The sequence below is a fragment of the Glaciecola siphonariae genome, assembly GCF_042652645.1.
In the GTDB taxonomy this organism is placed as follows: Bacteria; Pseudomonadota; Gammaproteobacteria; order Enterobacterales; family Alteromonadaceae; genus Glaciecola; species Glaciecola siphonariae.
In genome coordinates this window covers 1,396,902-1,410,547 of the sequence record NZ_JBHSGU010000002.1, presented here as the reverse complement: position 1 = coordinate 1,410,547, position 13,646 = coordinate 1,396,902, and the positions used below count along the sequence as shown (strand labels likewise).

The 13,646-nt window shown below is 45.8% G+C and carries 10 protein-coding genes; 8 read left to right on the top strand and 2 right to left on the bottom strand.

Annotation, left to right across the window (positions count from 1 at the left end):
* Window positions 1–13 precede the first annotated feature (13 nt).
* The 5 genes from lpxB (at window position 14) to tilS (ending at window position 7,843) form a co-directional block, all read left to right on the top strand.
* Window positions 14–1,168, top strand: coding sequence for a lipid-A-disaccharide synthase (lpxB, locus tag ACFO4O_RS07615; protein ID WP_382407073.1), 1,155 nt, complete (start codon window positions 14–16; stop codon window positions 1,166–1,168).
* Window positions 1,169–1,170: 2 nt separating this feature from the next.
* The gene (gene rnhB / locus ACFO4O_RS07610; protein ID WP_382407072.1) at window positions 1,171–1,734 is read left to right on the top strand and encodes a ribonuclease HII; all 564 of its coding nucleotides are present in this window, start codon (window positions 1,171–1,173) and stop codon (window positions 1,732–1,734) included.
* A 72-nt stretch (window positions 1,735–1,806) separates the two neighbouring features.
* Window positions 1,807–5,271 carry a DNA polymerase III subunit alpha gene (dnaE, locus tag ACFO4O_RS07605; RefSeq protein WP_382407070.1) on the top strand — a complete coding sequence of 1,155 codons (3,465 nt, stop codon included), beginning with the start codon at window positions 1,807–1,809 and terminating at the stop codon, window positions 5,269–5,271.
* A gap of 31 nt (window positions 5,272–5,302) precedes the next feature.
* On the top strand, window positions 5,303–6,259 hold the full coding sequence (accA, locus tag ACFO4O_RS07600; RefSeq protein ID WP_382407068.1) for an acetyl-CoA carboxylase carboxyl transferase subunit alpha: 957 nt from the start codon (window positions 5,303–5,305) through the stop codon (window positions 6,257–6,259).
* A 27-nt stretch (window positions 6,260–6,286) separates the two neighbouring features.
* Window positions 6,287–7,843, top strand: a complete 1,557-nt coding sequence (gene tilS, locus ACFO4O_RS07595; protein WP_382407066.1) for a tRNA lysidine(34) synthetase TilS — start codon at window positions 6,287–6,289, stop codon at window positions 7,841–7,843.
* 127 nt (window positions 7,844–7,970) lie between these two features.
* On the opposite strand, the gene ACFO4O_RS07590 is transcribed toward tilS, so the two are convergent.
* The gene (locus ACFO4O_RS07590) at window positions 7,971–8,873 is read right to left on the bottom strand and encodes a GGDEF domain-containing protein (protein WP_382407064.1); all 903 of its coding nucleotides are present in this window, start codon (window positions 8,871–8,873) and stop codon (window positions 7,971–7,973) included.
* Between the two features lie 181 nt (window positions 8,874–9,054).
* Between ACFO4O_RS07590 and ACFO4O_RS07585 the strand changes: the two genes are divergently transcribed.
* Both ACFO4O_RS07585 and ACFO4O_RS07580 read left to right on the top strand, forming a co-directional pair.
* Window positions 9,055–11,013 (top strand): monovalent cation:proton antiporter family protein, encoded by a 1,959-nt coding sequence (locus tag ACFO4O_RS07585; protein WP_382407062.1) that lies wholly within the window; start codon window positions 9,055–9,057, stop codon window positions 11,011–11,013.
* A gap of 207 nt (window positions 11,014–11,220) precedes the next feature.
* The gene (locus ACFO4O_RS07580; RefSeq protein ID WP_382407060.1) at window positions 11,221–11,490 is read left to right on the top strand and encodes a Rho-binding antiterminator; all 270 of its coding nucleotides are present in this window, start codon (window positions 11,221–11,223) and stop codon (window positions 11,488–11,490) included.
* A 293-nt stretch (window positions 11,491–11,783) separates the two neighbouring features.
* Here ACFO4O_RS07580 and ACFO4O_RS07575 read toward each other — a convergent pair whose 3' ends face one another.
* Window positions 11,784–12,020, bottom strand: a complete 237-nt coding sequence (locus ACFO4O_RS07575; protein WP_382407058.1) for a hypothetical protein — start codon at window positions 12,018–12,020, stop codon at window positions 11,784–11,786.
* Window positions 12,021–12,538: 518 nt separating this feature from the next.
* Here ACFO4O_RS07575 and tadA point away from each other — a divergent pair.
* Window positions 12,539–13,117, top strand: coding sequence for a tRNA adenosine(34) deaminase TadA (tadA, locus tag ACFO4O_RS07570; protein WP_382407056.1), 579 nt, complete (start codon window positions 12,539–12,541; stop codon window positions 13,115–13,117).
* The last annotated feature ends 529 nt before the right edge of the window (window positions 13,118–13,646 follow it).

Genomic DNA, 13,646 nt, shown 5'->3' with positions numbered 1-13,646 from the left:
AGGCGCAATAAAAATGGCTGACATTAGGCCTTTAAGAATAGGTATTGTCGCTGGAGAGGCCTCTGGTGATGTTCTCGGTGCAGGTTTAATTAAGTCTTTAAAGTCACTTCATCCTAACTGTGAAATTGTCGGCATAGGCGGACAGCACCTGATTGAGCAGGGCATTGATTCCCTAGTAGATATAAACGAGCTTTCGGTGATGGGTTTGCTTGAGGTAGTTAAGCATTTGCCAAGGCTTCTGCGTATTCGCAAAATGGTGATTGACTACTTTACAGATAATCCGCCTGATGTATTTATTGGCGTGGATGCGCCCGATTTTAATCTGCCTGTGGCTAAAAAGCTAAAAGCACGCGGCATCAAAACAGTGCATTACGTGAGTCCTACGGTATGGGCATGGCGCGAGGGCCGAATTCACAAGATTGCCGCAGCCACTAATTTGGTGTTGGGCATCTTTCCTTTCGAACAGCCCATTTATGATAAATACAGTGTTCCTTATCAATATGTAGGTCATACACTGGCCGATAGTATCCCTTTAAAGGTTGACCGCGAGTCTGCTCGCGCTAACCTGAGTATATCCACAGACGCTCACGTATTGGCTATTTTACCGGGGTCGAGAGCGAAAGAAATTGCATCCATGTTGCCGGTGTTTTTACAGACAGCTGACTTATATAAGCAGCATGTAGACGGTTTGCACGTAGTAATACCAGCGGCAAATCAGGCGCGCTTACAGCAAATTGAAGCCTTGCTCGATGAGTTAAAACCAGCGGTGAAAATTTTGCTGTCGAGCGAGCCCGCGCGCACTTTGATGATTGCCGCTGACGCGGTACTGTTAACCTCCGGAACCGCATCACTTGAGGCAATGCTTTGCAAGCGCCCTATGGTGGTTGCCTATCGCATGTCGGCCTTGACCTATATCATCATGCAGCGTTTGTACAAACCCGATTATTTTGCGCTGCCGAATATTTTGGCAGAGCAGGCCTTAGTCCCTGAGCTTTTGCAAGAGCAGGTTAACCCTGAAAATCTATGTCATCATTTGCTTGAGCAGCTAGAACGAGACCAAGACTTACTAATGCATGCCTATCGCGAGCAGCACAAAAGCTTGCAGCAAAATGCAGATGAACAGGCAGCCAAAGCGGTACTTGTGCTTATCAATGCGGATGAGGCCTAACTGTGCTTATTGCTGGCGTAGATGAGGTGGGCCGAGGCCCTTTGGTAGGGGACGTTGTGACCGCTGCCGTGATCCTCGACCCAAAACACCCTATTGAAGGTCTTCGTGATTCTAAAAAGTTGAGCGCGAAAAAGCGAGAAGCGCTTAACCTGCTCATTAAAGAGCATGCGCTTGCTTGGGCGATTGGACGTTGTACCCCCAGCGAAATTGATAAACTCAACATATTGCAAGCTACGATGTTGGCAATGACCCGAGCCGTCGAGGCGCTAGCAATAGCACCCGACAAGGTGCTTGTTGACGGCAATCGCTGTCCAAATTGGCGCTATCAAAGTGAAGCGATTGTTAAAGGCGATGACCTGTACAAAGAAATTGCGGCGGCGTCAATTATTGCCAAGGTGGCGCGTGACAATGACATGCTTTGCCTGCACAATCAGTTTCCGGAGTACGGCTTTGATCAGCATAAAGGTTATCCAACCGCCATGCACTTATCTGCATTAGCTAAGTATGGGGCCCTCGATAGCCATCGAAAAAGCTTCAAGCCTGTTCAGCGCTCAACCTTGCGCTAGTGTGCGGCGAGTATGCATAAATCGTAAACCTATAAATAAGTAGATGTGGTTCAAATAAGGAGAGTAATAAAAGTGAGCGCGAAGTTTGTTCATTTGAATGTGCACAGCGACTATTCGATGATTGATGGACTGAACAAAGTCAATCCTATTCTCGATGCTGCCGCGCAACTCGACATGCCTGCGATTGCCATAAGCGACCAGATGAATCTATGCGGTTTAGTTAAATTCTACTCTTCGGCTTATGCCAAGGGCATTAAACCAATTATCGCCTGTGATATAAACGTTTTAAGCCAGTTCATAGAAGATGAAATAGTCCAAGTGACCTTGATTGCTATGGATATGACTGGCTATAAAAATATCACTAATCTTATTTCTAAAGCCTATCTACAAGGCCATGTGCAGCACAAAGTGGTGGTGCAGCAAGCATGGTTGGCAGATTTTGCCGAGGGCGTGATTTTGTTAAGTGGGGGTATTCATGGCGATTTAGGCATTGCCTTATGCCAAGAAAAATTGCCCTTGGCGCGCAGTGTTGCTCAGTTTTATCATTCGCATTTTCAGGATAGATTTTATATTGAGCTTAACCGAGTAGGTCATCCTAACGAAAACACGCATATACACGGTGCGGTTGAGCTGGCATCGGAGCAAGACATAGCCGTAGTAGCAACAAACAAGGTACGTTTTTTACGAGAACAAGATTTTGAACCCCACGAGGTTAGGGTTTGCATCAGCGATGGTTACACCCTTGATGATAACCGCCGCCCGAAAAAATATTCACCAGAGCAGTTCTTGCGCTCAGCAGAGCAAATGTGTGAATTGTTCGACGATATTCCAGAAGCGCTAGAAAATTCCGTCGAAATTGCTAAGCGCTGCAACGTCGAATTAACGCTTGGCAAGTATTTCTTGCCACAGTTCCCAACCGGCGAGATGAGTACTGAAGATTTCCTAATCAAAGTGTCTCAAGAGGGCCTAGAGCGGCGTTTGCTAAAACTCTTTCCAGACGAACAAGAGCGTGCCGAGAAGCGAAAAGAATATGATGAGCGCTTGGCCATAGAGCTCGAAGTTATTAACAATATGGGCTTTCCTGGCTACTTTCTTATTGTTATGGAATTTATTCAGTGGAGCAAAGATAACAATATTCCAGTAGGACCCGGTCGTGGTTCGGGTGCAGGTTCACTAGTGGCTTATGCGCTGGATATTACCGACCTCGACCCCTTGGAGTTTGACCTGCTTTTTGAACGATTTTTAAACCCTGAGCGGGTATCGATGCCCGATTTTGACATCGACTTTTGCATGGACCGACGTGACGAAGTTATTGATCACGTGGCGCAAATGTATGGGCGTGACGCCGTATCGCAAATTATTACCTTTGGTACAATGGCGGCAAAAGCAGTTATCCGCGACGTTGGGCGCGTGCTCGGGCATCCATATGGCTTTGTAGATAGAATTTCAAAGCTTATACCGGGCGACCCAGGAATGACGCTGAAAAAAGCGTTTGATGTGGAGCCCCGACTGCAGCAAGCCTATGACAGTGATGAAGAAGTTAAAGAACTCATTGACATGGCGCGCATATTAGAAGGTGTCACGCGCAACGCCGGTAAGCACGCTGGAGGCGTGGTTATCTCTCCAACCACCATCATTGATTTTGCCCCGCTTTATTGCGACGATACAGGCGCAAATCCGGTCACGCAATTTGATAAAAACGACGTTGAAACCGCTGGTTTGGTTAAGTTTGACTTTTTAGGACTGCGAACGCTCACCATTATTCAGTGGGCGATTGATATGATAAGAGAAGTGCGCGGCGAAGAAATCGATATCACGCAAATTCCGCTTGTTGACCCGCCTTCTTTTAAATCATTGCAAGCAGCTGAAACCACTGCCGTTTTTCAGCTTGAATCCCGCGGTATGAAAGACCTCATTAAGCGCCTTCGTCCAGACAGTTTTGAGGACATTATTGCACTTGTGGCGCTATTTCGCCCCGGACCTCTGCAATCGGGCATGGTGGATAACTTTATTGACCGAAAACACGGTCGAGAAAAAATCTCATATCCCGACGCTGAATATCAACACGAATGCTTAGAAGAAATCTTGGAGCCAACCTACGGCATTATTTTATACCAAGAGCAGGTGATGCAAATTGCGCAGGTGATGTCTGGTTACTCCCTTGGCGGTGCTGACTTACTTCGTCGTGCAATGGGCAAGAAAAAAGCAGAAGAAATGGAAAAGCAGCGCGCCAGCTTTGAAGAAGGTGCGGCTAAAAACAACATTGACCCCACACTGGCCATTAAAATTTTTGACTTGGTTGAAAAGTTCGCAGGCTACGGTTTTAACAAGTCACACTCTGCAGCCTATGCGCTGGTGTCGTATCAAACGCTTTGGTTAAAGGTGCATTACCCCGCTGAATTTATGGCTGCGGTGCTGTCGGCAGATATGGACAATACCGATAAAATCGTGACCCTGGTAGATGAATGTAACCGTATGGGCCTAACGATTTTGCCACCCGACTTAAACGCTGGACAGTATAAGTTTACCGTTAACAAAGAGGGTCAAATCGTCTACGGAATCGGTGCCATTAAAGGGGTAGGTGAGGGGCCTGTTGAGGCCATTATCCACGCGCGGGAAACAGAAGGCCCCTTCCTCAATCTGTTTGATTTTTGTGAAAAAGTAGACGTTAAAAAAATCAATAAGCGCGTGCTTGAGAAGCTAGTGCTTTCAGGTGCAATGGATAACTTAGGCCCGCATCGAGCTTCACTCATGGCAAGTTTAAAAGATGCCTTAGATACAGCGATGCAAAATGCAAAGGCGGCCGCCGCGGGCCAAGGCGATTTATTTGGCATGGATACCGAAGTAGCGCAAGATGCTGACAAGGCGTTTAGGCAGGTGCCAAAATGGTCTGAGAAGGTATGGTTAGACGGTGAAAAGGAAACCCTTGGTTTATATTTAACCGGGCATCCCATTAACCAATATGTGGATGAAATTAAACAGTATACCGACGCGCGTTTAGTTGACTTAAAGCCCACTGGAAAAGAGAACTACGTAAGTACGCTGGGTTTGGTGTTAGGCGTGAGAGTCATGACTAACAAAAAAGGCCGTCGCTGGGCGCTCGTTACCTTAGACGATAAGTCGGCTAGGGTTGATATACGTTTGTATCCTGAAATATATGAACGATACGAAGACATCCTAACGGCAGACAATCTTTTGTGGATAAAAGGACAGGTCAGCTTTGATGAATACAGCGGTGGCAATACAATGAACGCCGTTGAGGTATTGACGCTAATGCAGGTGCGCAGCAAATATGTGCGTCAGTTAAAACTACATTTGCGCGCAGAACAGTGTACAGTATCGTCAGTGGCGAAGATTCAGGATATACTGCAACCCTATCGAGGGGGCAGCTGTCCGCTACACATTCAGGTTGAGCATACTGATGCAAGTGCAGTATTGGCCACATCCGCGGCATGGTTTGTAGACCCGCAGGATGAATTGCTTTCAAGCCTAGGGCACGCATTAGGCGCTGAGAACGTTAGCCTTGTTTTTCAATAACGAAGATTATAAGAACAGATTAGGATAAATAATGGGGTCACACTTTTTGGATTTTGAGCAGCCTATCGCAGAGTTGGAAGCGAAAATTGAGGAGCTGCGGCTCGTTAATCAGGGCGGTGAATTCGACGTAGGCATTGAAGAAGAAATCTCTCGCTTGCGCGAAAAAAGTGGCGAACTAACGCGTAAAATATTTTCTGGACTCGGCGCATGGCAGATTTCTCAAGTTGCCCGTCATCCTATGCGCCCTTATACACAAGATTATATCGACAATATGCTCCTCGACTTTGATGAGCTCGCCGGTGACAGAGTCTTTGCCGACGACAAGGCGATTATAGGTGGTTTAGCACGTTTAGATGACATGCCGGTGATGGTAATTGGCCATCAAAAAGGGCGCGATACCCATGAAAAAATCAAACGCAATTTTGGTATGCCCAAGCCAGAGGGTTATCGCAAAGCGCTCAGACTGATGCGAATGGCTGAGCGTTTTAAGCTGCCTATTTTGACCTTTATTGATACCCCAGGTGCATATCCTGGCGTTGGTGCAGAAGAGCGCGGGCAAAGTGAAGCAATAGCAATGAACTTAAAAGTCATGGCAGACCTCAAAGTACCAACGATTTGCACAGTCATCGGCGAGGGTGGCTCAGGCGGTGCACTGGCGATTGGTGTGGGAGATAGGGTCAACATGCTGCAATATTCAACTTATTCAGTTATCTCACCCGAAGGATGTGCGTCTATATTGTGGAAAAGCGCTGAAAAAGCCCCCATCGCGGCGGCAGCAATGGGCGTGACTGCTGTGCAGATAAAAGAGCTTGGCCTGATTAACACAATCGTTGATGAACCTCTTGGCGGCGCTCATCGAGACCATAAAGCGATGGCGGGTAATCTAAAAGCAACCATCAAGCAACAGCTTGCGCAATTAAACGGTTTGTCTACTGAGCAGCTTTTACAAGAGCGCTATGACCGTCTGATGTCGTTTGGATATTGCTAGCGGTTTACCTGCGGCGTAGCAAAGCCCATGAGCTCGCTAGACGCTATTTTTCTCAATAATCTATCGCGCTCAATCGGTAGTGCTCGCCGCTTGGCTATTGCTTACAGCGGTGGCCTCGATTCTACGGTATTACTGCATGTATGTGCCCAGCTAAGCGCTAGCTTGGCAGACCAGACCAATCTTCAGCTTAGTGCTATTCAGATTAATCATGGCTTGAGCGCTTATGCCGAGCAATGGGAAGGGCATTGCAAGAACATATGCGATAGCCTAAATATTCCGCTTCATATTAAAAGAGTGAGTGTAAGTCAGGCGTCCGGCAAGAGTATTGAGCAGGAGGCGAGAAATGCGCGTTACTCTGCTATTCAGGCCTTGGCACAAGATACAGAGCTTGTACTGTTGGCCCAACACCAAAACGACCAAGCTGAAACCTTTTTATTGCAGTTAGCAAGGGGCGCGGGTCTTGATGGGCTAAGTGCAATGGCAAGTGAGTTTACTCGCCAGTCTAGGCTTGAAGAGCAAACAGACACTAGGCACACTCGTTTTGCAAGACCCTTGTTGAGGTTGACGCGTGCTCAAATTGAGCAATATGCCGATGCGCATCGCCTGAGCTGGATTGAAGATGAGTCAAATGACGACCAAGCCTTCTATCGAAACTTTCTGCGTCACAGCGTCATGCCCGTTCTGCAAGAAAAATGGCCATCAATTTGCGCAACCGTGAGCAGAAGCGCCGAGCACTGCGCTCAAAGCGCAGAAGTGATTGACGAATACATGGCCTTGTTAGCAAAACAGACTATCGATGAAAGGCAGCGCTTGCTTATTGAGCCATTATTAGGTTTATCTGCAGCCTCTCAATCTGCGCTAATTCGATATTGGCTTAAAATGCAGGGCACGCTCGCACCCAGTACTGCCGTGCTTGGGCAAATCATACAGATTTGTACTGCTAAGCCAGACGCACAAGGTCAGTGTGGATGGCATATCCATACTGTGCGTCGCTACAAGGATAAACTCTACCTTGAGTCTAGCCAAAAAAGAACTATCGAGCATCACTCTCCTGAAAATGCGCAAAGCCCTAATAGCACAGCCCAAACCATACTGCCTATAAAAGTGACCTTTGATATGCACGGTGTATTGCAGCATGACTTACTCGATGTAAGGCTTGCGCTATGTAAAGCAGACGCCAGCAGTTCTTCGCAGCTAGGAACGCCGGTGCCCGATTCAAAACAAGAGAGTGAACTCGATAGTGGACCCGATGTTGAACGCGATGACGATGCGGTGAGCAAACTACATGAGTGCATTTACCTCCGTGATTTTGACGTCGATTCTTGTTTTTTTCGAATTGAGTTTGGCGGATTCGCCAAGCGCTGTCGACTCCATCCAAAGCGACCGTCAAAAAGTATCAAAAAGTGGTTTCAAGAAAAACAGATACCACCATGGCAGCGAGCGCAAGTGCCTATTTTGATGTGCAACGATACCGTCATTTGTGTTGGGCGAGATATTAATTTAGACGCAGTTGTTAAGCGCGCCATAGCTCCAAAAGAGGCTTGTGAAGTGCAAATGCTTAGAAAAAAGCCGAGCAAAAAATAAAGTAAAAAGCCGAGCAAAAAATAAAGCAAAAAACCGCGATTGCTTTGGGCCTAGGTACCTAAAACTCAAATTAAAAAAAGCCCGCATAATGCGGGCAATAGACTAACAGGCTCACAGGAGAGGGCTGTTAAGCTGCTATAAATAGGTTTTTCCCTGACTCTTTGGCGGCATAAAGCGCAGAGTCTGCTCGGCTGAAAATACTTTCGCTGCTATCTCCATCTACAAAAGATGTGGCGCCCACACTGCTCGATACGCCGTGCTGCATGAACAACGGATGTTTGTTGATAGCGTTTGTGATGCGGTTGGCTACCATTTCATTCGCCTTAGGGTTGCTATCAATCAGTAAACAGCAAAATTCATCACCACCAAATCTAAAGGCATGATCAGAATCTCGTAAGCTGTGATTCAGTATTTCGGCAAAAGCAATCAACACTTGATCACCTTCCTGATGACCAAAGCGGTCGTTGACTGTTTTAAAGTTGTCCAAATCGAATACTAGCAAGCCAAAGGTCTCTTCGTTGCGTTTGCTAATACTGATTAACTTGCTAATAGATTCGTTAAAGCTATTACGGTTGCCCAGTCCGGTTAACATATCTTTGGTTGCTAACTGGCTAATACGGTAGTACTCCAAAGCATGACGCAGACTCATTGCAAAAATACCATGTATTTCCGATAACAGTTTGCGCTGAACGGGCGTGAGGACTTTTGCAAATGAGTAAGATAACTGCGCATGCTGAGGCGTACCGAAAGGGTGACCATAGTAAATAGATATTTTCATAATGCGCGAGCGCATTTTCGATTTGCCGGTTTTGAGTACTTTGTCGGCAAAGCTTAATTTTAGAGAGCTGCAAGGTAGTTTGTCAGACAAAATAATGAAGTAGTCGTTAATGAGCTCTTCTAAATCGATGGAAGAGAGCATTGCGCGCATGATGTGCGCCGATTCAGCCATCGTCAAAACAGTGACGTCAGCGTCGGTATTCAAATAGGCTGCATTGCTGCTAGTTTCTTGCGTCATAGGACTGATTTCCATGGTTTGCTCCAAGTACTTCATACCTTAAAAATAAAGCGTCATAAATCTGACATTGCGTAGTAATACCCGTTGATATCTATTACTCTGTAGGTATACCAACGACTTTTTTCGCTTACTTACTTCCTCACGCAAGGAACAAAGCAAAGACCGTGCCCGTTTTGGTATTAATGCTGGAGACACCATGGATCAAATATTTCTAAGCATTCTCTTGTTGATGTTAATTGCCGCGTTCTTGGTTTGGCAATTTAAACGCTTGAATCTGCCGCCAATACTGGCGTATCTGTGTGCAGGAGTGCTTACCGGTCCGCAAACGCTCGACTTGTTCTCTGACACCCATCAAATGCATCTTGCAGGCGAAGTGGGCATTGTATTTTTGCTTTTCACCCTTGGCTTAGAGTTCTCACTTGCAAAGCTAATTGCCATGCGTCGACTGGTATTTGGTGTGGGAGCCGGACAAATGCTTTTGACAACGGCGGTATTTGCCGCTCTTGCCATGGCGATGGGGCAAACTCTTACCTCTGCCATTATCATAGGCGGGACACTTGCGCTTTCATCAACCGCCATCGTCATTAAAACAATTGATGAGCAGGGCCGTTTAAACACCAAGCGCTCACAAGTAGCGGTAAGTGTGTTGTTGTTCCAGGATTTGGCAGTTGTGCCTTTTCTGATTGCAATTCCTCTGCTCGCGGTATCTGCAGAAAACACAATCGCCACTGCGCTAGCTATGGCGCTCTTGAAGGGAGTGCTGGTTGTGGCAGTGCTCTTATCTGTGGGCAAATGGTTATTGCCGCGTATCTTTAACGAAATAGCAAAAACTCGCACAGACGAGCTATTTGTTTTATGCACGCTCGTGATTGCACTGCTAGCGGCTGGTGCCACGTATGCGTTTGGTCTTTCGATGGCCCTAGGTGCATTTCTTGCCGGAATGATGCTAAGCGAGTCGCAGTACCGCCATCAGCTCGAAGCTGACATCAGGCCGTTTAGAGACATCCTAATGGGCTTGTTCTTCATTACCGTTGGTATGCAGTTAGACATCAGCATACTGCTGTCTCAGTTTCACTGGATTGCCTTAGGCCTAGTGCTTTTGGTGGTGGTGAAAGCGGCACTGCTGCGTTTAGCCGCTGCCATATACGGCACGGAACCTCAAGATGCTTGGGCAGCGGGCATCAAGCTAGCACAAATGGGGGAGTTTTCATTTGTTCTTGCCGCCCTAGCCCTCGAGAACAGGGTGATAGATGAATATACCTCATCGATGATCATATGCGTGGGGCTGATTAGCATGGCAATTACCCCTTACATGATTAACAAAAGCGGTGCGCTGGCAAGTAAACTCAGCAAAGCACCAAAGGTGGGATTTGAACCCGAGACCCCGAGGGACAGTACACCCGAGGTATTAATTTTAGGGTTTGGTCGGGTGGGTCAATCGATATCCAAAATAATGAAATTAGAAAAGCTCGACTATGCAGTGATTGATATTGACCCCATCCGAGTCCAAGAGAGCCGCGCTGCCGGCGAGCACATATATTTTGGCGACGCAGCAAACAAAGACATTCTGTTAAGCGCGCACATAGCGCAGTGTAAGTTAGTTATCATTACGTTTGACAACCACAACACCTCGCTCAAAGTGATCACGCGTATTGCCGCAATTAATCCTGAGATAACGATTATCGTGCGCACGCGCAAAGACTATAAAATGGACGACCTTTATACCGCAGGCGCTAAGCAGGTCGTGCCTGAAGTGCAGGAGGGCAGTTTGATGTTGATATCGCAAGTATTACACTATGCCGGTGTGCCCATGTCGCGTATTTTAAAACGCGTGCGTAATGAGCGCAAAAAAGGCTATGTACACATGCATGGTTTTTACCCAGGCGAAACAACACAAATCAGTTATGGCACTAAAGACAAGCTAGAGTTTTTGCATGCGGTGGTAATAAGCAGCGACGCATTTGCTGCGAATAAATCCATCAATGAACTTGATATTCTTCGAAGAAAGGTGAGCGTTGCCTCGGTGCGCAGAGACGACGAGGAAATAGTAAGCCCAGCCGACGATTTTGTAATAAGAGTCAACGATGTGATTGTTTTGTCTGGTAAACCGCGCCGGGTGGAGCGAATAGAAAAATTCTTGCTAGATGGCGGCTAAGCCACCGTTGACTCGCCAGCGTGTAAACTACTTAGTGCTTAATATTTCCGACTACATTGGCCGTAAGTATATAACATGGTGCAACAAAATGAGTTGGTTTGCGGTCTTCTAGATTACCATTACACCTGTGGATGTGGGATTTAACACCACAGGACATGGCGCTTAATGCGACGAGGTCAATCAACAGCACTGGTACGGAGAAATGATATGATAAGTTGTCAAACATTCGATTATGTTGAAATTGCATGCATGTACCAATTACCGATAAATCTGATAGGTAAAGACTCTTCAGAAATACGCGGTAAGGCCTTAACCACCCTCATAAACGACCGCCGACAAGAATGCATAGAACTAAGCCAAACAAATGGCTTAAAGGCGTGCGTGGTTCTTGATGATATTCAAATGATGCTGGCTGAAAAGACTAACCCGCATTTTGCATGGGTAAATTTAGTGACCAACCAAATGGGTAAATATTAAGTAACCTGAACTCTGTTTAAGAAACGGCGCCCAGTATTGCTAAAAACTAGAATACCTGTCATTCCAAACTCGCTTTGGAATCCCCCAAAATAGAAAGCAGTCATTTGAATCGACCTCTGTCTCCTTTTATTTGTTCAGTTGTTTGGCCTATTGAGATTTGTTTGAGACGTTACGCATGTATATTTTAAAGATAGCGAAGCCCAAGGAGATCGTGGTCTGCACCACGATGACGACTCTTTTCAAAGAGGATTGTGGTTTATACACCAAATTGAAATATGAGCCCGCGGTATTGCCTAGTCTCTTAAATTCGAAAATTCTTTATTCAAGGTGTATTTATCGTCGGTAACGATTTTTTCGAGCACTTCAATGCGCTGCTGCATGGCGCTTAGCTTCTCATTAACTGCTTGGTCATGTTCATCTATCAGGTTTTTAGTGCGTTTTTTTGACTCGTTTCCCGATTTAACAGTGTTTACGATGCTCACTATCATTGAGCAAATAATGGCGATGATGATGATGGCAGTTAAATTCATGTTCTTTCCTTTTTTATTTTAAGCATCGATGTGCAGATTTGTTTCTTTTATAAATGCGACCAGTTAAGCGACCTTCGGCAGTTATCATTAGAGCAAAATTATTAATCAAGCTCTATAGGTCAAAAGTAATGGGCTTCACTTTCAGCCTTTAGCAACAGTTAAGTGTTTTATTTGGCCGCATGTTTAAACGCAAATGCAAGCACACTGCCAAAATGTAAGTGTCTGAAATTTATAAGATATATTAATAGCGTTGTTAAGACGAAACTGAATGTTTAGCCAAACTGACCAACTATTAGCTGTTTATCTCAATATACTCTGGCTGTACTCATACTATGCCCTTTTCTGCGCATTCTCTGCTGACAGAACTGATAAATATCGTTTTTGTAGGGAGCTTATTGAGGCCGTGCGAGGTAAAGGCGATGCGGTATAAGCGTTATGAGCAAATTCACCAAAACCTCCTTATGTAGCCACATGCATGATAACATTTGCCTAAATACTTGAGATTTGAATGCGCGTTTATGTGTAAAAAAGACAGGTTAACTTATGAAAGTCACGTAGCAAAGTCGAGCGAGGCCTCGCGTGCCGCGAGCGCAGAATCATCCGACACGCAAGTGACTGAATTCGACAATCAAATGATGCGTCACGCCATAGAGCAGGCGAAGTTGGCGGCGGATGAGGGAGAAATACCCGTTGGCGCTGTGTTGGTGTACAACGATGAAATTATAGCTTGGGGGCGTAATCAGAGTATTACCAAACTCGACCCCTCAGCCCATGCAGAAATGCTCGCTATTAAGCAAGGCACCATGGCTCTGGGAAACTATCGTCTTCCCGGCACCACTTTGTATGTGACTTTAGAGCCATGTTCCATGTGTGCAGGCTTACTTGTACATGCTCGCATTGACCGTTTAGTGTTTGGCGCAAAAGACGCAAAAACAGGTGCCTGCGGCAGTATTAGTAATATTGTGCAAGATGCTCGACTCAATCACCAAATAAAGCTTAGTTCGGGCGTCCTTACTGAGGAGTGCTCACTGATGTTGTCAGAGTTTTTTCGTTTGCGAAGAGCTAAAAAGAAAGCCTTGAAGAAGGGGGAATGTTAACAGCGGCTTTGACAGCTCAATTTAACAGGCCTCCCTAAAGTCGTTTTCTATTTCAAACATTGCAAACTGTTTGCGTCTGAGCAGCACGCGCTGATGGATTTTTTTTAGCATCACTCGACGCTTGGTATTACTTTTTACACTTCTATGTCGTTTCATAAATTTATTTTTTCTCATTTTAATTCTGCCTTATCAATGTATCGACTTAACAGGATGTTTTGCTTAATAAGCACCGACTCTATTTTGCGCGGTCGGCGTTTATATCATACTAAGGCCAGTAAACAAGTAATGTGTCACAATACTGACCCGCTTTACTGGCATTTACGTCCACTTTTTGCTTTTACCGCCTGCTTTGCCTAGCTTTTTAGACGCTTCCACATGCACAAAGAGCATACACAGTTAAATTATATGCAATTAAAGCACCAAGACTATTACAGTTACGTGAATATATATGACAATTGCCAGAGCAATGGTTCACTTTAGTCGAGACTTTAGTATTGGGCAGACTGTAAAGTTTGCGTGCGGTGCTCTA